Origin of the sequence: Streptomyces sp. GS7, assembly GCF_009834125.1 — a bacterium.
Taxonomy (GTDB): Bacteria; Actinomycetota; Actinomycetes; order Streptomycetales; family Streptomycetaceae; genus Streptomyces.
This window is the reverse complement of sequence record NZ_CP047146.1, coordinates 8,007,435-8,030,960: the sequence shown is the minus strand read 5'-3', so window position 1 is coordinate 8,030,960 and position 23,526 is coordinate 8,007,435. Positions and strand designations below refer to the sequence as shown.

Sequence of the window (23,526 nt, the reverse complement as noted above, 5' to 3'; positions counted from 1 at the left end):
GGCGCCCGTCGGCCAGGTGTGACGTTTTTTGAGCCAGTGACGCAGTAGAGAATGAGCCGACTGGTCATCGGCGGCGCAAAGAGCCGGGGTTCCCCCCGTACCCACGGCTCAGCGCACACGGCGCGGGCGGGGCACGTTCCCCCGGCCCTGCCCGCGCCCAAGCTTGAGGCCCCCCTTTGCGCCTAAACCGGCGCCGTCCCCCAGCTAACGCTGGGAGGTGCCCCCACTCGCGGACGTGGTTGCGCGGAGTGGGGGTTTCTCAATTTTCGCTTCGGTCGGAGACCATTCATTGGGGGCGCCGTGGATGGCGCGTCGCGGCCGGAGTTCCGCCGGTACGGCTCTCCACCGTCCGGCTTGCGGGTTCGGGAGAGCAGGGCCGATCGATCCGCCGTGGTGAATTCGCCGGTCGGTGGACGTCCCGACTGTTTCTGGAAGGCACGGGGCGCCGTCGCGGTTTCGGTGGCGTGGCAGCCGGTGGGGGCGTGGCGGAACAGGCCCAGTCGGGTCAGCCGGGCCTGGAGAGCGCGTACGGGGCGCCGTGTGCGCCGTTTCTCATCAGGGTGGCCGCCGTGACGGGATGACAGGCGGTGGCCGGGGCGAGCGCCGCCGGCGCCGCCGCTCGCCGTCCTCCGCTCCGCCGCATGACCCACCCTCTGCCCAGCGGTGCGGTGGGACGAACCTGCGGGCATGCTGTGAATACGGCGGAAACCGGTACTGGTCACCCATGTGGAGGAGTACGGGATATGGCGCGGTACAGCGAGAGCGGGCTGCCCCTTGAGCCGGTGTACGGGCCCGAGGCACTGGCGGGGTGGGATCCGGCGCAGCAGCTGGGGCAGCCGGGCCAGTACCCGTACACGCGCGGGGTCTACCCGTCGATGTACACCGGGCGGGCCTGGACCATGCGGCAGTACGCCGGGTTCGGTACGGCGCGGGAGTCCAACGCGCGCTACCGGCAGCTGATCGAGCACGGCACGACCGGACTGTCGGTCGCCTTCGACCTGCCGACCCAGATGGGGCACGACTCGGACACCCCGATCGCGGCCGGCGAGGTCGGCAAGGTCGGGGTGGCGATCGACTCCGTCGAGGACATGGACGTGCTCTTCGGCGGGATTCCGCTGGGCTCGGTGTCGACGTCCATGACCATCAACGCACCGGCCGCGCTGCTGCTGCTTCTCTACCAACTGGTCGGCGAGCAGCAGGGGGTGGCCGGCGAACAACTCAACGGCACCGTGCAGAACGACGTGCTGAAGGAATACATCGCGCGCGGGACCTATATCTTTCCGCCGCAGCCGTCACTGCGGCTGACCGCGGATATCTTCCGGTACTGCCGGGCGGAGATCCCCCGGTGGAACACGATCTCGATTTCCGGCTACCACATGGCGGAGGCCGGCGCCTCGCCGGTGCAGGAGATCGCCTTCACCCTCGCCAACGGCATCGCCTACGTCCGTACCGCGATCGCCGCCGGAATGGACGTCGACGACTTCGCGCCCCGGCTGTCGTTCTTCTTCGTCGCCCGCACCACGTTCCTGGAGGAGATCGCCAAGTTCCGGGCGGCGCGCAGGATTTGGGCGCGGGTGATGCGGGAGGAATTCGGCGCGCGGAATCCGAAGTCGCAGATGCTGCGGTTCCACACCCAGACGGCGGGGGTGCAACTGACCGCTCAGCAGCCGGAGGTGAATCTCGCCCGGGTGACGGTCCAGGGGCTGGCGGCGGTGCTCGGCGGGACCCAGTCGCTGCACACCAACGCCTTCGACGAGGCCATCGCGCTGCCCACGGACAAGGCGGCGCGGCTGGCGCTGCGCACCCAGCAGGTGCTGGCGTACGAGACCGATGTGACCACCACCGTCGATCCGTTCGCCGGGTCGTACGCGGTCGAGGCGATGACCGACGAGGTGGAGGCCGCCGCCGTGGAGCTGATGGGGCGGGTGGCGGACATGGGGGGCGCGGTGGCGGCCATCGAACGCGGCTTCCAGAAGGACGAGATCGAGCGCAACGCGTACCGGATCGCGCAGGAGACGGACGCGGGGGAGCGGGTGGTGGTCGGCGTCAACCGCTTCCGGACCGAGGAGGAGGAGCCGTACGAACCGCTGCGGGTGGACCCGTCGATCGAGGCGCGGCAGGCCGAGCGGCTGACGGCCCTGCGTGCGAGGCGGAACGGGTCCGCGGTGACCGCGGCGCTCGGCGCGCTGCGCAAGGCCGCCGAGGGGACGGACAACGTGCTCTACCCGATGCGCGAGGCGCTGCGCGCCGAGGCGACGGTGGGCGAGGTGTGCGACGCGCTGCGCGGGGTGTGGGGGACGTACGTGCCGACGGACGCGTTCTGAGGCGCCGGCAGGTGGTCCGGATCGTGCGGGCCCCGGCCGGTCGGTCAGACTGGTGGCATGTCGTCACCCCGCCGGGCGTGCCCCGTCTGCACCCGAGAGATCGCCGTCGTCGGCGGGCGTTTCGCTCGTCATGACCCTCCTGGTCGGCGCACCGGGATCGAGCTGATCTCCTGCCCGGGGTCGCGGCGGACGGCTCCGATGATGGCGCCGGCGGAGAAGCTGTTCGACCCGGAGGAGCCGCCGATGCCGGGTCAGCAGCCGCTGTTCTGAGAGCTGCCGTGGCGGCGGACTACGGTGCCAGCACGTCCAGTTCGGCCATCGCGCCGGTCGTGATCTCCCGTGTCAGGGACTCCGCGCGGGCCGCGTCCCCGGTCCGTACCGCCTCGGCGACCTGGACGTGCAGGGTCACCGCGGCCGGGTCGGGGTCGGTGAACATGACGTGGTGCTGGGTGCGGCCGGTCAGGACGGCGTCGACGACGTCGGCGAGGCGGGCGAACATCTCGTTGCCGGACGCGGTGAGCACCACCCGGTGGAAGGCCGTGTCGTGGACGAGGTAGGCGTCGAGCTGCTGGCCGCGTGAGGTGGCCACCATGCCCATGGCGTGCTCGGTGAGCTGGGCGCACTGGGCGGGGGTGGCGTGGGTGGCGGCGAGTCCGGCGGCGACCGGTTCGACGGCCGAGCGCAGCACGGTCAGCGAGCGCAGCTGACGGGGGCGGTCCCGGCCGGCCAGCCGCCAGCCGATGACCCGGGGGTCGTAGACGTTCCACTCCTCGGTGGGGCGCACGGTCACCCCGACCCGGCGCCGGGAGGCGACCAGTTGCATGGACTCCAGGACCCGGATCGCCTCGCGGATGACGGTGCGCGAGACGTCGAAGCGCTGCGCCAGCTCGTCGGTGCGCAGCACCGTGCCCGGGGGGTAGTCGCCCGCGGTGATCGCGGGCCCCAGGGACTCCAGCACGCGGCCGTGCAGGCCCTTCTCCCCGTTTTCCCCGGTGTCCGCGGGTGCCCCGTTTTCCATGGGCCAAGCCTACGGTCCCGCACGGCGGCCAATTAAGTATGACTTTTGCGTCACAGGGGCTTGAATACGTCGTACCTAATGGGTTTCAGTGGGGGCGCACGAGGTCGAAGACGACAGCGTCATAGCGGTATGGCGCGGTACGTCCTGCTAGATGAGGTAAACGGGATGAGCAGCGCCGACGTCATCGTCGTGATGGGCGTGGCCGGGACCGGCAAGACGACGATCGGGCCCCTGGTGGCCGCCGAACTGGGCGTTCCGTACGCCGAGGGCGACGACTTCCATCCACCGGCCAACATCGCCAAGATGTCGGCCGGCACCCCGCTGGACGACGCCGACCGCGGCCCCTGGCTCGACGCCATCGGCGCCTGGGCGCACGGCCGGGCCGGGCGGGGCGGGGTGGTCAGCAGCTCCGCGCTCAAGCGCGCCTACCGCGACCGGCTGCGGGCCGCCGCCCCCGGCGTGGTCTTCCTCCATCTCACCGGCGACCGCGCGCTGATCGAGGCGCGGATGGCCGAGCGCAAGGGCCACTTCATGCCGACCGCGCTGCTGGACTCGCAGTTCGCCACGCTCGAACCGCTCGGACCGGACGAGGCGGGCGTCGCCGTCGACGTGTCCGGGACGCCGGAGGAGATCGCCGGACGCGCGGTGGCCGCGCTGCGGGCCCCGGCCCCGAACGGCTGACCCCCTCCGCCCCCCTGGGGCCGCACCCCGCATTCACCACCCCCCCCGCACCCCCTCCTTCCCCCTCCGTCCAACCAAGGGAATCGCCGTGACACATCTCAGCGTCGAGATGCTCGCAGCGGATGCGACCGCGCCCATCACCACGGCCGGTCATGCGCAGCTGGGCATCGCCGTTCTGGCGGGAATCGCCGTCATCGTTCTGCTGATCACCAAGTTCAAGCTGCATGCGTTCCTGTCGCTGATCATCGGCTCGCTGGTGCTCGGTGCGGTGGCCGGGGCCCCGCTCGACAAGGCCATCGCCAGCTTCTCCACCGGCCTGGGGACCACCGTCGCCGGTACGGGGGTGCTGATCGCGCTGGGTGCCGTACTGGGGAAGCTGCTCGCCGACTCGGGCGGCGCGGACCAGATCGTGGACACGATCCTGGCCAAGGCCGGCCGGCGGGCGATGCCCTGGGCGATGGTGCTGATCGCCGGGATCGTCGGGCTGCCGATCTTCTTCGAGGTCGGGATCGTGCTGCTGATCCCGGTGGTGCTGCTGGTCGCCAAGCGCGGCAACTTCTCGCTGATGCGGATCGGGATTCCGGCCCTGGCCGGGCTGTCCGTGATGCACGGGCTGATTCCCCCGCACCCCGGGCCGCTGGCCGCGATCGACGCGGTCAAGGCGAACCTGGGCGTCACGCTGGCGCTCGGCGTCGTCATCGCGATACCCGCCGCGATCATCGCCGGCCCGGTGTTCTCGCGGTACGCGGCCCGCTGGGTCGACATCACCCCGCCCGAGAAGATGGTGCCCGAGCGGGCCTCGGAGGAACTGGAGAAGCGGCCGGGCTTCGGGATCACCGTGGCCACGGTGCTGCTGCCGGTGGTGATGATGCTCGCCAAGGCGCTGGTGGACGTGGTCGTGGACGACCCGAAGGACGGCCTCCAGCGGGCCTTCGACGTCGTCGGGTCGCCGTTGATCGCGCTGCTCACCGCCGTCGTCGTCGCGATGTTCACCCTCGGGCGCTCGGCCGGCTTCACCCGGGGCCGGATCGCCTCCACCGTCGAGAAGTCGCTCGGCCCGATCGCCGGGGTGCTGCTGATCGTCGGCGCGGGCGGCGGCTTCAAGCAGACGCTGGTGGACTCCGGCGTCGGCCGGATGATCCTGGAGATCTCGCAGCACTGGAACATCTCGACGCTGCTGCTGGCCTGGCTGATCGCGGTCGCCATCCGGCTCGCGACCGGCTCCGCGACGGTGGCCACCATCTCCGCGGCGGGCCTGGTCGCCCCGCTCGCCGCCGAGATGAGCACCACCCACGCCGCGCTGCTGGTGCTGGCCATCGGTGCCGGGTCGCTGTTCTTCAGCCATGTCAACGACGCGGGCTTCTGGATGGTCAAGGAGTACTTCGGGATGGACGTCGGCCAGACGCTGAAGACGTGGTCGGTGATGGAGACGCTGATCTCGGTGGTCGGGATCGTGGGGGTACTGCTGCTGTCGCTGGTCGTCTAGGGCCTTTCCGTCCCCAGGGCCTCCTGGCCCTGGAGGCCCTGGCGGCCCTGAAAGCCCTGGCGAGCGCGGCGGCGCTCCGGGACGAGGCGGCCTCGCCGCGGTGCGTGATCGGCACCGCGGCGAGGCCGCCCACCGTTTTCTGACGTGTACTCAGATTGCCTGTGTGGGTGCTCAGATCACCCGAGTTCGGTACTCAGACCGTCTGCGCGGCGCCGAAGTGCGTGCCCAGGGCGTCCGCCACCGGTGCCGTCGCCCCGACCGCCGGGGCCGCCAGGGCGATATAGCCGTCGGGGCGGACGAGGAACACGGCCGGCCCCGCGCCGTACGCGTCCCGTATGTGCCCGTCGGTGTCGAGCAGATCGGGCTCCGGGCCGCCGACCCTGACCGTGCGGAGCAGCGCCGGGTCGCCCGCCCCCGGAAGTGACGCGACGTCAAGATCGGTGCTGCCCAGGGTGATCACGGTGAAGTGCGGGCCCCGGAAGGCGTCGAAGAGGTGGGCGGGGGTGCCGTCGGCGGTGCTGCAGGGGGCGTCGGGGGCCCGGTCGCCGGCGGTGCGGGCGCCCTCGGGGAGGCCGGTGCGCAGTTCGCGGGTGAGCGGGCTGTCGGGGTAGCCGATGTCGAGCTGGTGCAGGTCCCGGCCGCGGTCCAGGCTGCCGGAGCGGTGCAGCCGGGTGCTGGTCGCCAGGATGCGGGCCGCGATGGGGCGGCGCTCGGTCTGGTAGGTGTCGAGGAGGCTGTCGGGGGCGCCGTGCCGCAGCACCTGGCCGAGCTTCCAGCCGAGGTTGTAGGCGTCCTGGACGCTGGTGTTCATGCCCTGGCCGCCCGCGGGCGAGTGGATGTGCGCCGCGTCGCCGGCCAGGAAGACCCGGCCGTGGCGGTAGGCGTCCGCCATCCCCGCCCGGGGGCGGTAGACCGAGGCCCACACCACCTCGCGGACCTGCTCGGGGGCGAGGTCGGTGTGGTGCGCGATCAGGGCGCGGACGCCCTCGGGGGAGGTGTCCGGCTCGTCGGTGGACGCCGCCGCGAAGCACTGGAACAGGTCGGTGCCGACGAGCGGGAGCAGCGTGACGAAGCCGTGCGGCGGCAGCGTCCAGCGGTGCCAGTGGTCCCGGTCCAGGCCGTCGATCCGGACGTCCGCGACGACCGCGACGCCGGGCGGCAGGTCCGGGCCGCTCATCTGGACGCCGAGCTGCCTGCGGACGGTGCTGCGCCCGCCGTCGGCGGCCACCAGATAGGAGGCGCGGACGGTGCGGACGGCGCCGTCCGCACCGGTCAGCCGGGCGGTCACGCCGTCCGGGTCCTCGGTGAAGTCCCGCAGTTCGGTGCCGAGCAGCACGCTGCCGCCCAGCTCCACCAGCCGGGCGTGCAGCACCTGTTGGTTGCGCCACTGGGGGAGCATCAGGGCGTTGGAATACGGGGTCGAGGGGGTGGGGTCGACCAGCTCGACCATCTGGTGGGTGCGGGCGATCCGGCCGTCCTCCCACAGCGCCACGGGCGGGTACAGGCCCCCCGCGGCCTGGGCGGCGGCGAGCACGCCGAGGTCGTCGAAGACCTCCTGGGTGCGCGGCTGGACGCCGGTGCCGCGGGCCCCGCGGGAGAACTCGGGCTGCCGCTCGACGAGCAGCGCCCGCACCCCGCGGCGGGCGAGGTCGATGCCGAGGGCGAGGCCGGTCGGGCCCGCGCCGGCGATCAGTACGTCGACGGCCGCGGTCGCGGTGGCGTCGGCGGAGTCCCCCGGGATGGCCTCAACGATGTCTTTAACGTTGTTAAGTTCCATGCTTTCCAGGCTGCATTTAACGGTGTTAAGTTGTCAACGTGGTTTCGCGAATCGACCGGAAGCGAGTGGCCGGCACGGCCCTGCGGTTGCTGAACGACGTCGGCCTCGACGGGCTGACCCTGCGCCGTATCGCCAAGGAGCTGAACGTCCAGGCCCCCGCGCTCTACTGGCACTTCAGGAACAAGCAGGAGCTGCTGGACGAGATGGCCACCGAGATGTTCCGCCGGATGACCGGGCCGCTGGTGGCGGAGCACCGGGCGGGGACCGGCGAGGTCTGGGAGACCTGGCAGGAGATGCTGGTGACCACCTGCTCCACGCTGCGCGAGACCCTGCTCGGCTACCGCGACGGGGCCAAGATGATCAGCGGTACGCGGATGACCGACGACAGCTTCGCCGCGCCGCTGGAAATCTTCCTGGGCCACTTCGCCGCGGCCGGCTTCACGCTGCCCGAGGCGGCGCGTGCCTGGTGGACCGCGTACAACTTCACCATCGGCGTGGTGATAGAGGAGCAGTCGGTGTACCCCGATCCCGCGGCGCCGCAGGAGCGGGACCCTGCGTACGACGCCGCCGACCGCGAGCGGCGGCTGGCCGCGGACTATCCGCTCGCCGCGAAGGCCGGACGGCAGATGTTCGGCGACTTCGAGGAGGCGTTCCGCACCGGGCTGCGGATCATCATCGCCGGTATCGAGGCCAACCGCAGCCCGGGGGCGGGGAGTTGACGCGCGCCTGGCGGAGCCGGCGGCGCTAGCGGCGGGGGTCGATCGCCCGCCGCAGCCGCGGCGTCAGCGGCCGTTCCACCCACCGGTGCATCACCCACGCCAGCACCAGCATCAGCCCGACGGTCAGCAGCAGGGTGGCGTAGGACGGCAGTCCGGCGCCGTGGTGCAGGGCGTGGATCACGACCCAGCCCAGATGCTCGTGGACGAGGTAGAAGGGGTAGGTCAGCGCCCCGGCGACGGTCAGCCAGCGCCAGTTCGCCCAGTGCAGCTTGCCCAGCGCTATGGCCGCGACCAGCGCGAAGCCCGCGGTGACGACGGCGACGATGCCGACGGCCGAGCGGTAGGAGAAGGCGTGCACCGACGCCGGGTGCCAGAGGCCGGCGACCGCGTAGTGCTGCCCGATCAGCCAGCTGACCAGCACGATCGTCCAGGCGACCGGGTCCCGCGGGCCGTAGCGGTGCAGCAGGTAGAGGCCGACCCCGCCGATGAAGAACGGGGCGTACTGCGGCATCAGTACGACGTTGAGGAACGGCTCGTGGGCCGACTGGGCCAGCGCCGCGGCGAGGGTCCAGCCCGCGCAGAAGAGGACCACCCGGCCGCGGGTGGCGCCGGGCAGCACCACGCACAGCGCGAAGAGCGCGTAGAACCGCATCTCGGCCCAGAGCGTCCAGCACACCCCGAGGACGCGGTGCACCCCCAGCGGGTACTGGAGCATGGTCAGGTTCGTCAGCACCTCGCTGGGCGACAGCGCCTTGTAGACCACCCACGGGAGCGCGAAGACGGCGGTGACCAGCAGGACCGCGGCCCAGTACGCCGGGTAGAGACGGGAGATCCGGGAGGCGACGAAGGAGCGCAGGGTCCGCCCCCAGCCGCTCAGGCAGATCACGAAGCCGCTGATCACGAAGAAGATCTGCACGCCCAGGCAGCCGTACGCGAACAGCCCCGAGACATAAGGGAACTGATGGGCCGGCGAGCCGCCCCAGGCGCGGGATATGTCGCCGCTGCGGCCCCCGTAGTGGTACCCGGCGACCATCAGGGCGGCGATCAGCCGCAGTCCGTCCAGTGCGCGCAGCCGGGCGGCACCGCCCTCTTTGCCGCGGTCGCGTGGCGCGGCGTCGGGTGCGGTGGCGGCGGTGGAGTGCGGCGCCGCGGGGCGGGTGCCGGTCGGTTGTGTGGTGGTGGTCATCCGAACGCGGCCCGCTTCTTCAGTCGGCGCTGTACGGCCCGTGCCCGGCGCGCCACCCGGCGGACGGTGGCGTTGCGCGGGATGAACGACAGCTGGGAGGGGAGCGCGCCGGGCAGCGCCAGCGCGGTGAGCCGGCGGCGCTTGAAGTAGCGCCGGGTGTACGGGTCGAGATGGGCCGCGAGATAGCGCTCGGCGGCCGGGCGCAGCTGCGGGTAGATCTGGTGCTGCATCGCGTAGCCGACGGCGGTGACCAGGCCGGAGATGTCCTCCGGGGTGCCCGCCGGACGCGGCGACGCGCTCCGGTCGTCGAGGCCGGGCACCAGCGCGTCCACGATCGTCACCGGCACCCGGTTGCTGTTCTGATACGGCGTCAGCCGCTCCAGCAGCAGCCCGGTCCCGGTGCGCGCGACCGGCAGGCCGTAGAACGCGGAGGCGGTCAGCAGTGCGGTGGAGAAGCAGCCGACGACCAGTGCGGGCCGCATCCGCTGGTAGAGCACCTCGGCCAGGACCGGGCGGTCCAGCACCGTCAGGGAGATCTCCAGCCGCTCCGCCTCCCGCTCCAGCAGCCGCGACCAGCGGGCCGGTGCGGACGGATGCGGTTTGAAGACGATCTCGCGGTGGCCGCGCTCGACGGCGCCGCGCACCATCCGCACATGCAGCTCCTCCTCCTCTTGGGGAGTGAGGATGGACAGCGCCGAGAGGTACTGGCCCAGGAGCAGCGCGGCGCCTTCCGGCAGGCCGTCGAGGTCGGCCGACTCGTCGGCGTCCTCGGCGAGTTCGGCCAGCACCTTGGTGAAGGCCCCGGTCGGCACGGTCTCCGGCTCGACGCCGAACTCGGTGAGCAGCAGCGGCTTCAGCCCCGGGACGAGGTCCAGGTGCAGCAGCCGGGTGATGCGGGTGCCGACGAGCGGATCGAGCTTGTTGCGGGTGGGGCCGTAGCTCATCAGGCCGTCCGCGTAGACGTCGACCGACGCCTCCGGGAAGAGCTGGGCCAGCGCGAGGGCAGGGCTGACCTGGATGGACTCCACGACCAGTTCGATCCGGTCGTCGCCCAGGTCCCACAGCATCCTCAAGTACCGCTCCCACAGGGGGACATCGTCCGCGCGCGGCGACCAGCCGCCGGGGTGGAACGGGCGGATCGTCTCGTTCCAGGACAGCACCCGGTCGAACCGGCCGCGCAGCCGCGCGAAGCCCGGCATGGTGTCCAGCGAGGCGGTGGTCTCCGGGGTCGTGGCGTTGTTGCTGAGCAGCAGCAGTCGGCGGTCGGCCGCGGGGAAGCGGTCCGCGTCCAGCGCGGCGGCCAGCGTCGCCGCGCCGTAGAGCGTCGACGCCAGGAAGATCTGGGTACAGGGCCGGTTCGGCATCAGGCGGCGACCTCCGCCGTGGGGGAGGGGCGGCGGCGCAGCCGACGCAGCCGGGACGCGCGCTGTACGTCCATCGAATCCAGGGCTTCCTTCAGTACGTCCTGCGGCATGCGTTTCATGGCCGCCGCGCTCATCGCGCGCAATTTACGGGCCACCGGCGGCTCGAATCGTTCGATCGAGCCGAGGTGGTGGGAAATGATCGCGCAATAGGTGCGCACCGCTTTGGGCAGCAGGAGATGCGCATCGCGATCCTGTGCGGTTTCCTCGATCACCTGGTCGAACGCGCGGATGAAGTCCAATTGCCGTACGTCTCCGATCTGGGTCAGTGACGACGCCACGCCGCGCCGGTAGAAGACCCCGAGCAGACCGGTCACCGCCATGGACCGCGCCTCGCGGTGCAGCCGCCAGATCCACGGGCGGTCCTCCGCGGTGCGCAGTCCGTCGCGGAAATGCAGTACTCCGTCGTCCAGCAGCCGGCGGTGGTAGACACCGGCCCAGGCGTAGGCGTAGTCGACCGAGGTGGAGCGGTCCGCGGGCAGGATCGCCGCCCGCGGGTCCAGCACCACGCCGCGCCGGCCGTGCGGGACGCGGTGCACGGTACGGGCCTTGGCGGTGCACTGGACATGGTCGGTGCGCACGAAGTCGCACCCCAACTCCTCGATCACGCCGAGGAGTTCGGGGAGGTATCCGGGAGCCAGCCAGTCGTCGCCGTCGAGGAAGGTGACGTACTCGCCGCGGGCCGCGTCGAGGCCCGTGTTGCGGGCGGTGGCCAGGCCGCCGTTCTTCTCGTGCCGCAGCACCCGGGCGCCCGGCAGGTCGCGCTCGGCGCACGCGAGGATCTGCGGGGTCTCGTCGCGTGAACAATCGTCGACGAGCAGGAATTCGAAGTCCTCGCGCGAGTTCGCCGCCAGGCTTTTCAGGGTGTCGGGCGCGTATGTCTGCACGTTGTAGAACGGCACGATGACGGAGAGCTTAACCACCCGCGTGACGTTAGGTCCGGCGCCCGGCATTCGTCTTGACGCACTGCGTACTTCACGGTGAACGAAGAATGGCGGGACGGTTAACCGGGTCGATAATCGGGCGGGTTCGGAATCCGTCGGTGCGCTGTTTACCCTTTGTTGCTTCCCAGTTGGCCCGCGGAGCCCCGGGCCTTCCTAGCGTCTTCGACGTGCCATCACGTACCGATTCCCCGCCGCGGGTCGCGGTGCTCGCCGACTCGGACACCCGGTGGAAATGGGGCGCTTTGACAGCGTACCGCCTCCAACCGGGCAGCCGGCTCGACGGCTATCTGCTCCGCGGCCGCGCCACCCCCACGGTCCGCCAGCTCGACGAGGTCGGTGCCCGCGCGGACGCGCTGCGGGAAATCAGGGGAATCGACTTCCTGGACACGATGGAGCGCGCCGCCCGCGGCACCGGACCGGACCGCTGCGACGTAGTGGTGCTGGCCTGCGTGGGCGGTGCGGTGCAGGCGATGCTGCACGGTCTCGCCCGCGCCTGGCGGGGCGCCGAACGCCGCCCGGTCGTCGTCACCGGCTACGTCGGCGTGGTCTACGAGAAGCTCGCCGACGGCCTGCTGCTGCGGCACGGCGCGGACGTGGTGCTCGCCAACTCCCGCCACGACGCGGAGCGGTTCCGCGAGGTCTACCACGGGGTGGGAGCCGCCACCGGCAGCGTCGTGGAGTGCGCACTGCCGTTCCTCGGCGGCGCGCCCTACGGCGGCGAACACACCCCGTACACCGTGGTGTTCGCCGCCCAGCCCTCCGTCCCGGAGAACCGTGCCGACCGAACGTACCTGCTGCGCAGGGCGGTTGAGCACGCCCGCCGGAACCCCGGCCGCGAGGTCCTGGTCAAGCTGCGCAGCAGACCCGGCGAGCACACCACGCACATCGAGGAACTGCCCTACCAGAAGCTCGCCGGCAGGATCCCCGGCGGTCTGCCCGCCAACTGCCGCCTGGTGTACGGGAACATGGGCGAGGTCCTGGACCGCACCGACCTGATGGTCACGGTCAGCTCCACCGCCGCCCTGGAGTCGCTGCACCGCGGCATCCCCACCGCGGTCCTCACCGACCTCGGCATCCGCGAGGCGCTCGGCAACCACCACTTCCTCGGCTCCGGCTGCCTCGTCTCCTGGGACGAGCTCGACGCCGGCCGCCGCCCGGAGCCCGACCCCGCGTGGCTGGCCCGCCAGGGAGTGGCCGCGTCCGGCGCCCCCGGCGCCGCCCCGCACGACGCGTACGAGCACGCCTTCGACGCGGCCCGCGACCGGGTCGGCGAGCTGCGCACCGCCGACCGGCTGCCGCCGATCACCCCGTACTACACACCCCGCACCGCCCCCGGCTACCTCCCCGGCATCCTCGCCCGCTACGGCCTCGACCCGCAGGGCGCGCCGCTCACCGGCTACACCGAGGCGCCCCAAGAGGCCGGCGGGCTACGGCGGTTCGCCCGCGACACGGTCCGCGAGGCCGCCCGCGGCGCCTACCGGCACGGGGTCCAGCGCGTCGCGCCCGCCATCCGCCGCTGGGGGCAGCTGTGACCGTCCCCCGCTCCCGCCCGACGAAGGAGTTCGCAATGCACCCCACCGTGGTGGCCGTCATCCCCGCCCGCGGCGGCTCCAAGGGCGTACCGGCCAAGAACCTCGCCGCCGTCGGGGGAGTGCCCCTGGTGGCCCGCGCGGTGCGCGAGTGCCGGGCCGCCCGGCTGGTCACCGACGTGGTCGTCTCCACCGACGACGCCGGGATCGCGGCGGCCGCGCGCGGCGCCGGCGCCATCGTCATACGCCGCCCCGGCGAGATCGCCGGCGACACCGCCACCAGCGAGGCCGCGGTACGGCACGCCATGGACGCCTACGAGGACGAGCACGGCCGGCCGGTCGACGCGGTGCTGCTCGTCCAGTGCACCAGCCCGTTCCTGGTCCGCGAGGACATCGACGCGGTGGCCGCCGCGGTCGTCGAGGGCGGCGCGGACAGCGCACTGACCGTGGCCCCCTTCCACGGCTTCGTCTGGCGGGACGCCGACCCCGATGACCCCGCCGCCCCCGAAGCCACGGGCGGCTTCGGCGTCAACCACGACAAGTCCTTCCGCCCGCGCCGTCAGGACCGCCCGCAGGACCTGCTGGAGACCGGCGCCGCCTACGCCATGGACGCGGCCGGCTTCCGCGCCGCCGGCCACCGCTTCTTCGGCCGTACGGAGCTGGTGCGCACCGACCCCGCCCGGGTGCTGGAGATCGACGATCCGCACGACCTGGCCCGCGCCCGCGCGCTCGCCCCGCTGCTGGACGCCCCACGGCCCGGCGCGCTGCCGACGAGGGACGACATCGACGCCGTCGTCCTCGACTTCGACGGCACCCAGACCGACGACCGGGTGCTGATCGACGTCGACGGACGGGAGACCGTGGCCGTGCACCGCGGGGACGGCCTCGGGATCGCCGCGCTGCGCAGGGCGGAACTGCACCTGCTGATTCTCTCCACCGAGCAGAACCCGGTGGTCGCCGCCCGCGCCCGCAAGCTCAAGGTGCCCGTCCTGCACGGCATCGACCGCAAGGACCTCGCCCTCAAGCAGTGGTGCGAGGAGGCCGGTGTGCAGCCCGAGCGGGTGCTCTACGTCGGCAACGACGTCAACGACCTGCCGTGCTTCGACCTCGTCGGCTGGCCGGTCGCGGTCGCCTCGGCGCACGACGCGGTGCGCGGCGCGGCCCGCGCGGTCACCGCGACGCCGGGCGGCAGCGGCGCCATCCGCGAGATCGCCGGCTGGCTCCTCGGCCCCTCTCTGTAACTCCGTTACAGCGTCCGCCCGCCACGACCGCCACCCCGTATCCCACCCCCGACACCACCCCCGTACCAGAGCAGAGGAACCTCCCATGAGCAGCAACTCCCGTCTCCGCGCCCTCGGTGACCGCCTGGCCGGCCCCGGCCGCCCCGTCTACGTCACCGGCGAGATCGGCATCAACCACAACGGCGACCTGGAGAACGCGTTCGCGCTGATCGACGCCGCCGCCGACGCCGGCTGCGACGCGGTCAAGTTCCAGAAGCGGACCCCGGAGATCTGCACCCCGCGCGACCAGTGGGACATCGAACGCGACACCCCCTGGGGCCGGATGACCTACATCGACTACCGCCACCGCGTGGAGTTCGACGAGGACGGCTACCGCGCCATCGACGAGTACTGCAAGAAGCGCGGCATCGCCTGGTTCGCCTCCCCCTGGGACGTCGAGTCCGTCGCCTTCCTGGAGAAGTTCGACGTCCCCTGCTACAAGGTCGCCTCCGCCTCGCTCACCGACGACGAGCTGCTGCGCGCCATGCGCGCCACCGGCCGCACCGTCATCCTGTCGACCGGCATGTCGACCCCCCGGCAGATCCGGCACGCCGTCGAGGTCCTGGGCAGCGACAACATCCTGCTCTGCCACGCCACCAGCACCTACCCGGCCAAGGCCGAAGAGCTCAACCTCCGCATGATCCACACCCTCCAGGCCGAGTACCCCAACGTCCCGATCGGCTACAGCGGCCACGAGACCGGCCTGCAGACCACCCTCGCCGCGGTCGCCCTCGGCGCCACCTTCATCGAGCGGCACATCACCCTCGACCGCGCCATGTGGGGCTCCGACCAGGCCGCCTCCGTCGAGCCGCAGGGCCTGACCCGCCTGGTCCGCGACATCCGCACCATCGAGGAGTCCCTCGGCGACGGCGTCAAGAAGGTCTACGAGAGCGAGCTGGGCCCGATGAAGAAGCTGCGCCGGGTCGCCGGCGTGGTCGCCGAGGCGGAGGCCGACGAGGCCGCCGACCGTACCCCGGCGGCCGTCTGACGGACCGACAGGAGTTCCGACGTGAGCTCACCCGAAGGGACCCGCGCCGAGCCGCCCGCAGCCGGCGCGCCGGTCCCGCCCCAGGAGACGGCGGGGACTCCCGCCCGCCGTCTCCTCGGGGTACCCCGGCAGCGAAAGAGATCCGTGCCCTCGGGAGACACGCCCCCCATGCCCGCTTCGGACACCGCCGGCGACACCGCCACCCTCGCCTTCGTCGAGAGCCCGGTGCAGCTGCTGAACGTCCTTGAATGGGCCCACGCCGACCGGGCCGGCGCGCTCACCGTCGTCGTGCTCGCCCCGCACGACCCGATGACCCGCGGCCAGCTGCGCCGGATGGCCGAACTCGCCCGCGACGAGGGCCACACCGTCCGCTGGGAGGAGGCCCGCGGCGGCCCGACCGCCCCGCTGCGCACCGTCGGCGGCCTGACCCCGCGGCTGCGCCGTGCCCGCCGCATCGTCATCGGCGACCCGTTCTCCCGCTACGTCCAGCTCCTCCTCGGCCTCGCCCGGGCCCGCGATGTGGTGGTGGTCGACGACGGCACCGCCACCATGGAGTTCATCTCCCAACTCGCCCGCGGCGAACGGCTGGTGCGCTGGCACCGGCAGGGCAGCGGACGCCGCCCGCGCGATCTGCTGTTCGCCCCGTTCGCCGCCACCGCCCGCCGCCGGCTCACCCCGGGGCCCGAGGACGCCCGGCGCCGCCGCACCGTCGCCCTCTTCAGCTCGATGCCCGTCGAGGTGCCAACGGGCGTACAGGTCCGGGCCAACGAGTTCGCCTGGACGCGCGGGCGCTTCGGCCCGCCGCGCCCCACCCGCACCGCCGACATCGTCGGCACCTCGCTGGTGGAGACCGGCGTCGTCGACGCCGACCGCTACCTGGAGGCGGTCGCCGCCCTCGCCCGGACGCACGGCGCCACCCGCTACTTCGCCCACCGCCGCGAACGCCCCGGCAAACTCCGCCGGCTGGCCACCGAGACCGGCCTGGAGGTGGTGCGCCCCGACCTCCCCCTCGAACTCATCGCCCGCCGCGGCCCCATCGGCCGCCTGATCCTCAGCTTCCCGTCCACCGTCGTCCACACGCTGCCGCTGGCCCTCCAGGGCACCGGCGTCCAGGTCGCGGTCTGCGACATCGACCCGGCCTGGCTCACCGCCAACGCCTCGCCGCGCGCCCAGGGTTTCCTCGACGACGTCACCGGCACCGCCCGCGACGTGCGGCGACTGCCGCCCACCCAAGGCGATGCGGCGCCGTAAAGCGCTACTTCATACCCGTCCCATAAACCGTCCATGCACCGAGCGGCCTAAATTTTCTTCCCCTAAGGGGCTGAACTTTTGTTGATCGAGGGACAGTTGCCCCGTTCGGCCCCGTACCCTTCAACGGGTGAACCAACTGATGTCCCGCGATGCCGACCGCCCTCACGCCCCCGACCTCGCCGGCACCCTCCCCGAGGCACTGGCCCCCGAACTCATCGCGTTCCGCCGGGACTTGCACCGGCACCCGGAGCTCGGCAACCAGGAGTTCCGGACCACCGCGGCGATCAAGGACCGCCTGGAGCGGGCCGGGCTGCACCCTCGGATCCTCGCCACCGGCACCGGCCTCATCTGTGACATCGGTACGGACACCGGCGCCGGCGACCTGCTCGCGCTGCGCGCGGACATCGACGCCCTCCCCATCCCCGACACCAAGACCGTCGGCTACGCCTCGACGATCCCCGGCCGGGCGCACGCCTGCGGCCACGACGTGCACACCACCGTCGTCCTCGGCGCGGGCCTGATCCTCGCCGACCTGGCCCGGTCCGGCCGGCTGCCCCGCCCCGTGCGCCTGATCTTCCAGCCCGCCGAGGAGGTCCTCCCCGGCGGCGCCGCCGACGCCATCGAGTCCGACGTCCTGGAAGGCGTCGGCCGGATCCTCGCCGTCCACTGCGACCCGCGCGTCGACGCCGGCCGGATCGGGCTCCGTACGGGAGCGATCACCTCCGCCTGCGACCGCCTGGAGGTCGCACTCGACGGCCCCGGCGGCCACACCGCCCGCCCGCACCTGACGACGGACATGGTCACCGCCGCGTCCCGGGTGGCCCTCGACGTACCGGCCCTCATCGGCCGCCGGGTCGACGCCCGCGCCGGCCTCTCCGTCACCTGGGGCCGCCTGGAGTCCGGCCACGCCTGCAACGTCATCCCGCAGCACGCCGAACTCTCCGGCACCGTCCGCTGCCTGGACCTGGACACCTGGCGCCGGGCCCCCGACCTCGTGCACGCCGCGATCGACGAGGTCGCGACGCTGCACGGCGCCAAGTCCCAGATCAACTACGTCCGCGGCGTCCCCCCGGTCGTCAACGAGCCGGCCAGCGCCCAGCTCCTGCACGACGCCATGGCCGCCCGCCGCGGCGCCGACGCCGTCGAGGACACCGAACAGTCCCTCGGCGGCGAGGACTTCTCCTGGTACCTGGAACACGTCCCCGGCGCCATGGCCCGCCTCGGCGTCCGCCCGCCCGGCGAGTTGAGCCGCCTCGACCTCCACCGCGGCGACTTCGACATCGACGAACGCGCCATCGCGGTCGGCGTCGAGCTGTTCACCGCGGCGGCTCTCCTGGACGGGGACCGGTAGGGCGGGCTCCAGGACCCGATCACCGCCGGTCCGCACCCGGTCGCACTGCGCGACGGCGGCGGGGAAGCGCCGAGGGTGATCGGATCGTGGCGTTCCGTGTATCCGGGCGGCCGTCACCTGTCGGCCGCCCGCTCTTGTTTCCGTTCCGTGCCCTGAGAGACGAATCGATAACAGCCACGCATTGGAGGGTTTTGCGCCCGGTCTACGCGCGTTAATCTCCCGTCAGCCAGCGCCGAGGGAGGCGCTACGAGACAAAGGGGCCCTCGTGCACCGGGTATCCAAGATCGTTGCCGCGGGCATAGCCACCGCGGCCCTCACGCTCTCGCTCAGCGCTTGCGGCGCGTCGTCCACCGAGTCCGGTGGCCAGGACAAGGGCGTCGGGCTCGCCTTCGACGTCGGCGGTCGGGACGACCACTCGTTCAACGAGGCGGCGGCTCGTGGCGTGGACAAGGCCCAGAAGGACTTCGGCGAGAAGTCCAAGCTGATGACCGCCAAGAACGGCGAGACCGAGGCGGACCGTGAGCAGCGGCTGTCCTCGCTGGCCGAGGCGGGCTACAACCCCGTCATCGGGGTCGGCTTCAACTACGGCAACGCCGTCAACAAGGTCGCCAAGCAGTACCCGAAGACCACCTTCGGCATCGTCGACTCCCCCTCCCAGGCCCAGAACGTCTACGGCATGGTCTTCGCCGAGCAGGAGGGCTCCTACCTCGCCGGTGTCGCCGCCGCGCTCAAGAGCAAGACCCACCAGGTCGGATTCATCGGCGGTGTGAACAACGCGCTGATCCAGAAGTTCCAGGCCGGCTTCGAGCAGGGCGTGCGGGACACCGACCCCAAGACGAAGGTCACCTCCGAGTACCTCTACGCCAACGACGACAAGGGCTTCAACGACCCGGCCGCCGCGAAGGGCAAGGCCACGGGCATGCTCGACGCCGGTATCGACGTCATCTACACCGCGGCCGGCCAGTCCGGCAACGGCTCGATCGAGACGGTCGCCGGCAAGAAGGGCACCTGGGCGATCGGCGTCGACTCCGACCAGTACCTGCAGCCGGGCCTGGCCCAGTACAAGAACTCGATCCTCACCTCGGTGATGAAGAACGTCGACGTGGCGGTGTACGACCTGATCAAGAGCGTGCACGACAAGAAGCCGCTGACCGGGAACAAGAGCTACACCCTCAAGGACGACGGCGTGAAGCTTTCCACCTCGGGCGGCTTCATCGACGACATCCAGGCCAAGATCGACGAGGCGAAGAAGAAGATCGCCTCGGGTCAGGTGAAGGTCAGCGAGACCCCCGCCAAGCAGTAAGGTCTCTCCAGCTCGGCGCGGCGGCCATCAGGCCGTCGCGCCGGGCTCGTCGCCGGAGTGACCCGGCGGCTCATTCGGCTTTTTTCGGCGCCAACACTACGCGCGTAGCGCGGAGTTGGCGCGATATCTTCACCTCCCCGCTCCTTCGTACCACTCCCTGTCCCCCGAGGAGAGTGCGCCATCAAAGCGTCCAGCAGCCCCCAGGCAGACAGCGCCCCCGCCGCGGCACCGGCGGTGGAACTCCGCGGGATCACCAAGCGGTTCCCGGGAGTCGTCGCCAACCACGACATCGACATCACCATCCACCGCGCCACCGTGCACGCGCTGGTCGGCGAGAACGGCGCGGGCAAGTCCACGCTGATGAAGATCCTCTACGGCATGCAGAAGCCGGACGAGGGCACGATCAGCATCGACGGCGAAAAGGTCAGCTTCCACAGCCCGGCCGACGCCATCGCCCGCAACATCGGCATGGTGCACCAGCACTTCATGCTCGCCGACAACCTCACCGTTCTGGAGAACATCGTTCTCGGCGGTGAGAAGCTGCACGGCATCGGTGCCAGGGCCCGCGCCGAGATCATCAAGATCTCCGACCGCTACGGCCTCGGGGTCCGTCCCGACGTCCTCGTCGAGGACCTCGGCGTCGCCGACCGCCAGCGCGTGGAGATCCTCAAGGTCCTCTACCGCGGTGCCCGTACCCTCATCCTCGACGAGCCGACCGCGGTCCTGGTCCCGCAGGAGGTCGACGCGCTCTTCGACAACCTGCGTGAGCTCAAGGCCGAGGGCCTGACCGTCATCTTCATCTCGCACAAGCTGGGCGAGGTGCTCTCGGTCGCCGACGACATCACGGTCATCCGGCGCGGCACCACCGTCGCCTCCGTCGTCCCCGGCGACACCACTCCCAAGCAGCTCGCCGAGCTGATGGTCGGCAGCGAACTGCCCTCGCCGCAGACCGGCGAGTCCACCGTCACGGACGTGGAGATGCTGAAGGTCGAAGGGCTGCGGCTGAGCACCGCCGACGCGGAGGGGGTGGCGCGCACCGTCCTGGACGACGTGTCGCTGACCATTCACAAGGGCGAGGTCCTGGGCATCGCGGGTGTGGAGGGCAACGGCCAGGCCGAACTGGTCGAGGCCATCATGGGCATGCGCGACCCCGACGGCGGCACCATCACGCTGGACGGCGTCGACATCAGCCGTCTGCCCACCCGCACCCGGCGCGAGGACGGCATCGGCTACATCCCCGAGGACCGCCACCGGCACGGCCTGCTGCTGGAGGCTCCCCTGTGGGAGAACCGCATCCTGGGCCATGTCACCGAGAAGCCCAATGCCAAGGGCAGGCTGCTCGACCTGAAGGCCGCCCGTGCCGACACCGAGCGAATAGTCGCCGAGTACGACGTCCGCACTCCCGGCATCGAGGTCACCGCGGCCTCGCTCTCCGGCGGCAACCAGCAGAAGCTGATCGTCGGCCGGGAGATGAGCCACCACCCCAAGCTGCTGATCGCCGCGCACCCCACCCGGGGCGTGGACGTCGGCGCCCAGGCGCAGATCTGGGACCAGATCCGCACCGCCCGCCACCAAGGTCTCGCCGTGCTGCTGATCTCGGCCGACCTGGACGAGCTGATCGGCCTGTCCGACGGCCTGCGGGTGATGTACCGCGGCCGGCTCGTCGCGGACGCGGACCCCGCCACCATCACCCCGGAGGAGCTGGGCTCGGCCATGACCGGTGCCGCCAGCGGCCATCTCGCCGATTCCGACGACGGCACCGCCGCCGATCCGGAGTCGCGCCCGTCCCAGGAGGGAGAGTCCGAGTGAAGAAGCCCGACAAGAACAAGCTGATCCTGGGCATCGCCGCGCCGGTTCTGGCCATCGTCGCCGCACTGGCCATCACCTCGGTGATCATCCTGGCCACCGGCAAGGACCCGATCCACGCCTACCTGGTGATGGCCGACTTCGGCTCCAAGAGCGACAGCCAGGTCTGGATCATCAACAAGGCGGTCCCGTACTACCTGTCCGCGCTGGCCGTCGCCATCGGCTTCCGGATGAACCTCTTCAACATCGGCGTCGACGGCCAGTACCGCATCGCGGCGTTCTTCGCCGCGGTGGTCGGCGGTGCGCTGACGCTCCCCGGCTTCCTCCAGATCCCGTTGATCATCCTCGTCGCGATGCTGGTCGGCTCGGTCTGGGCGGGCATCGCGGGTCTGCTGAAGACCACCCGCGGGGTCAGCGAGGTGATCACCACGATCATGCTGAACGCCATCGCGGCAGCCGTCATCGGCTACTTCCTCCAGGACGGCCGGCTCGCGGTCAAGGACGGCAACCTCTTCCACACGCCGAACCTCCCGGCCTCCAGCCACTTCTTCACCATCCCCACCACGCCCGCCCCGATCGACGGCTTCGTCGTCGTCGCCGTCGTCGTCGGCTGTGCGTACTGGTTCGTGCTCAACCGCACCCGCTTCGGCTTCGACCTCCGTACGGTCGGCCAGTCCGAGTCCGCGGCCGAGGCCGGCGGCGTCAGCGTCAAGCGGATGATCGTCACCTCCATGCTGCTGTCCGGCGCCGCGGCGGGCCTGATCGGCATGCCGACACTGCTCGGAACCTCGTACAACTACGGCACCGACTTCCCCATCGGCATCGGCTTCACCGGCATCGCCATCGCGCTGCTGGGCCGCAACCACCCGGTCGGGATGGCCGCCGCGGCGCTGCTGTGGGGCTTCCTCGAACGCACCGGCACCCAGCTCGAATTCGAGAACTACCAGCAGGAGATCGTCGGCGTGATGCAGGGCGTCATCGTGCTCTGTGTCGTCATCGCCTACGAACTCGTGCGGCGATACGGCCTCAGACTCCAGCAGCGGCAGGTCGGCGCGGAACTCGCCGCCCAGGCCCGTAAGACCGAGAAGGCGGAGGTGTCCGCATGAGCACGAACCTCACGGCTCCGGTCGACCAGAGCCCCACCCACCAGCCCAAGCCCAAGGCCCCCCGGGCCAGGCTCAGCTACCCCCAGGTCCTGCTGATCATCGCGGGCGCCCTGGTCCTGCTGTCCCTGCTGCGGGTCGTCACCGGCGCCACCAACCTGACCGAGTCCGGCCAGTACACCGCCGCGCTCAACGCCGCGGTGCCGATCGGCCTGGCCGGTCTCGGCGGCCTGTGGGCCGAGCGCTCCGGCGTCATCAACATCGGCCTCGAAGGCATGATGATGCTCGGCACCTTCTCCGCGGGCGCGGTCGGCTGGCAGCACGGCCCCTGGGCCGCGGCGCTGGCCGGCATCGTCGGCGGCGCGCTCGGCGGACTGCTGCACGCGGTCGTCACCGTCACCTTCGGCGTCGACCACATCATCTCCGGCGTCGCCATCAACATCATGGCGCTCGGCCTGACCCAGTTCCTCGCCAAGCTGATGTTCGGCGCGGACGGCAGCGCGGCGGCGGCCGCCGGCGGCAACGACAAGCAGTCGCCACCGATGCCCGACATGCCGACGTTCACCGTCCCGGGCCTCTCCGGCTGGCTCCAGTCCGTCGAGCACCACCACTGGTTCCTGGTATCCGACGTCGCCGGCATCCTCGGTTCCCTGGTCACCAACGTCTCCTGGCTGACCCTGCTGACCGTCGGCCTCTTCGTGCTCAGCTTCTTCGTCCTGTGGCGTTCCGCCTTCGGCCTGCGGCTGCGCTCCTGCGGCGAGGGACCGATCGCGGCCGAGTCGCTGGGCGTCAACGTCTACCGCTACAAGTACGCGGCGGTGACCGTCTCCGGCGCGCTGGCCGGCCTCGGCGGCGCGTTCCTCGCGATCTACGTGCACATCTACCAGGACGGCCAGACCGGTGGCCGCGGCTATATCGGCCTCGCCACCATGATCTTCGGCAACTGGCGGCCGGGCGGCGTCGCCATGGGCGCCGGCCTGTTCGGCTTCATGGACGCGCTCCAGCTGCGCGGCGGCGGCCCCACCGTCCACGCGCTGCTGCTTCTGCTCGCCGTCCTGCTGGTCGGCCTGGCGCTGTGGAAGCTGCGCGGCGGGCAGCGGATCCAGGCCGTGATCAGCCTGGCCGCCGCAGCGCTGCTCGGCGTCTGGTACGCCACCACCAAAACGGTCCCGCTGGAGATCGTCGGCGTCGCGCCCTACATCGCTACGCTGCTGGTGCTCTCGTTGGCCGCGCAGCGACTGCGGGTACCGAAGGCCATCGGCAAGATCTACAGACGAGGTCAGGGCAAGTGAGCGAGCGCAGCGAGCGAGCAGTTGAGAGGTGCGCGCCGAGCGAGTGCGAGGCCTCGCGAAGCGAGGT

General features: G+C 71.5%; 20 protein-coding genes. 14 read left to right on the top strand and 6 right to left on the bottom strand.

Features of this window, described 5'->3' with window-relative positions; all coding sequences use genetic code 11:
* Positions 1 to 182 precede the first annotated feature (182 nt).
* Positions 183 to 689, bottom strand: coding sequence for a peptidoglycan-binding domain-containing protein (locus GR130_RS42130; protein ID WP_443043784.1), 507 nt, complete (start codon positions 687 to 689; stop codon positions 183 to 185).
* 54 nt (positions 690 to 743) lie between these two features.
* On the opposite strand from GR130_RS42130, the gene GR130_RS34855 reads away from it, so the two are divergent.
* The gene (locus GR130_RS34855) at positions 744 to 2,324 is read left to right on the top strand and encodes an acyl-CoA mutase large subunit family protein (protein WP_159508398.1); all 1,581 of its coding nucleotides are present in this window, start codon (positions 744 to 746) and stop codon (positions 2,322 to 2,324) included.
* 57 nt (positions 2,325 to 2,381) lie between these two features.
* The gene (locus GR130_RS34850; RefSeq protein WP_159508397.1) at positions 2,382 to 2,594 is read left to right on the top strand and encodes a hypothetical protein; all 213 of its coding nucleotides are present in this window, start codon (positions 2,382 to 2,384) and stop codon (positions 2,592 to 2,594) included.
* A 19-nt stretch (positions 2,595 to 2,613) separates the two neighbouring features.
* Here the strand turns inward: GR130_RS34850 and GR130_RS34845 are convergent, their stop codons facing one another.
* Complete coding sequence (locus GR130_RS34845) at positions 2,614 to 3,342, bottom strand: FadR/GntR family transcriptional regulator (RefSeq protein ID WP_159508396.1); 729 nt, start codon at positions 3,340 to 3,342, stop codon at positions 2,614 to 2,616.
* 165 nt (positions 3,343 to 3,507) lie between these two features.
* Between GR130_RS34845 and GR130_RS34840 the strand changes: the two genes are divergently transcribed.
* Together GR130_RS34840 and GR130_RS34835 are read left to right on the top strand one after the other, a co-directional pair.
* Positions 3,508 to 4,023: a gluconokinase gene (locus GR130_RS34840; protein ID WP_159508395.1), complete on the top strand. Its 516-nt coding sequence runs from the start codon at positions 3,508 to 3,510 to the stop codon at positions 4,021 to 4,023.
* Between the two features lie 88 nt (positions 4,024 to 4,111).
* Positions 4,112 to 5,509 (top strand): GntT/GntP/DsdX family permease, encoded by a 1,398-nt coding sequence (locus tag GR130_RS34835; RefSeq protein ID WP_159508394.1) that lies wholly within the window; start codon positions 4,112 to 4,114, stop codon positions 5,507 to 5,509.
* A gap of 193 nt (positions 5,510 to 5,702) precedes the next feature.
* On the opposite strand, the gene GR130_RS34830 is transcribed toward GR130_RS34835, so the two are convergent.
* Positions 5,703 to 7,286 (bottom strand): FAD-dependent monooxygenase, encoded by a 1,584-nt coding sequence (locus tag GR130_RS34830; protein WP_159508393.1) that lies wholly within the window; start codon positions 7,284 to 7,286, stop codon positions 5,703 to 5,705.
* A 38-nt stretch (positions 7,287 to 7,324) separates the two neighbouring features.
* Here GR130_RS34830 and GR130_RS34825 point away from each other — a divergent pair, with 38 nt between their 5' ends.
* Positions 7,325 to 8,005, top strand: coding sequence for a TetR/AcrR family transcriptional regulator C-terminal domain-containing protein (locus GR130_RS34825; RefSeq protein ID WP_159508392.1), 681 nt, complete (start codon positions 7,325 to 7,327; stop codon positions 8,003 to 8,005).
* A 25-nt stretch (positions 8,006 to 8,030) separates the two neighbouring features.
* Here the strand turns inward: GR130_RS34825 and GR130_RS34820 are convergent, their stop codons facing one another.
* From GR130_RS34820 to GR130_RS34810, 3 genes are read right to left on the bottom strand one after another with little or no spacing between them, the layout of a single operon-like run.
* A complete protein-coding gene (locus tag GR130_RS34820) occupies positions 8,031 to 9,191 on the bottom strand; it encodes an acyltransferase family protein (RefSeq protein WP_159508391.1) in 1,161 nt (386 codons plus the stop codon).
* On the bottom strand, positions 9,188 to 10,555 hold the full coding sequence (locus tag GR130_RS34815; protein WP_159508390.1) for an alpha-2,8-polysialyltransferase family protein: 1,368 nt from the start codon (positions 10,553 to 10,555) through the stop codon (positions 9,188 to 9,190). The genes GR130_RS34820 and GR130_RS34815 overlap by 4 nt, the downstream gene beginning before the upstream one ends.
* Complete coding sequence (locus GR130_RS34810) at positions 10,555 to 11,535, bottom strand: glycosyltransferase family 2 protein (RefSeq protein ID WP_159508389.1); 981 nt, start codon at positions 11,533 to 11,535, stop codon at positions 10,555 to 10,557. The genes GR130_RS34815 and GR130_RS34810 overlap by 1 nt, the downstream gene beginning before the upstream one ends.
* 188 nt (positions 11,536 to 11,723) lie before the next feature.
* On the opposite strand from GR130_RS34810, the gene GR130_RS34805 reads away from it, so the two are divergent.
* The 9 genes from GR130_RS34805 to GR130_RS34765 all read left to right on the top strand — a co-directional run bounded on the left by GR130_RS34805 (position 11,724) and on the right by GR130_RS34765 (position 23,459).
* Positions 11,724 to 13,088 carry a DUF6716 putative glycosyltransferase gene (locus tag GR130_RS34805; RefSeq protein WP_159508388.1) on the top strand — a complete coding sequence of 455 codons (1,365 nt, stop codon included), beginning with the start codon at positions 11,724 to 11,726 and terminating at the stop codon, positions 13,086 to 13,088.
* 35 nt (positions 13,089 to 13,123) lie between these two features.
* Positions 13,124 to 14,326, top strand: coding sequence for an acylneuraminate cytidylyltransferase (locus GR130_RS34800; RefSeq protein WP_159508387.1), 1,203 nt, complete (start codon positions 13,124 to 13,126; stop codon positions 14,324 to 14,326).
* A gap of 85 nt (positions 14,327 to 14,411) precedes the next feature.
* Positions 14,412 to 15,353, top strand: a complete 942-nt coding sequence (locus GR130_RS34795) for an N-acetylneuraminate synthase family protein (protein WP_159508386.1) — start codon at positions 14,412 to 14,414, stop codon at positions 15,351 to 15,353.
* Positions 15,354 to 15,521: 168 nt separating this feature from the next.
* A complete protein-coding gene (locus tag GR130_RS34790; protein WP_159508385.1) occupies positions 15,522 to 16,604 on the top strand; it encodes a hypothetical protein in 1,083 nt (360 codons plus the stop codon).
* Positions 16,605 to 16,743: 139 nt separating this feature from the next.
* Positions 16,744 to 17,955 carry an amidohydrolase gene (locus GR130_RS34785; RefSeq protein WP_159510409.1) on the top strand — a complete coding sequence of 404 codons (1,212 nt, stop codon included), beginning with the start codon at positions 16,744 to 16,746 and terminating at the stop codon, positions 17,953 to 17,955.
* 265 nt (positions 17,956 to 18,220) lie between these two features.
* Positions 18,221 to 19,258 carry a BMP family lipoprotein gene (locus tag GR130_RS34780; protein ID WP_159508384.1) on the top strand — a complete coding sequence of 346 codons (1,038 nt, stop codon included), beginning with the start codon at positions 18,221 to 18,223 and terminating at the stop codon, positions 19,256 to 19,258.
* 180 nt (positions 19,259 to 19,438) lie between these two features.
* Complete coding sequence (locus GR130_RS34775; RefSeq protein ID WP_236574060.1) at positions 19,439 to 21,067, top strand: ABC transporter ATP-binding protein; 1,629 nt, start codon at positions 19,439 to 19,441, stop codon at positions 21,065 to 21,067.
* Positions 21,064 to 22,170, top strand: coding sequence for an ABC transporter permease (locus GR130_RS34770; RefSeq protein WP_159508383.1), 1,107 nt, complete (start codon positions 21,064 to 21,066; stop codon positions 22,168 to 22,170). The genes GR130_RS34775 and GR130_RS34770 overlap by 4 nt, the downstream gene beginning before the upstream one ends.
* Entirely contained in the window at positions 22,167 to 23,459 is a 1,293-nt protein-coding gene (locus GR130_RS34765) for an ABC transporter permease (RefSeq protein ID WP_159508382.1), read from the top strand. Before GR130_RS34770 ends, GR130_RS34765 begins: the two co-directional genes overlap by 4 nt.
* Positions 23,460 to 23,526: the final 67 nt, after the last annotated feature.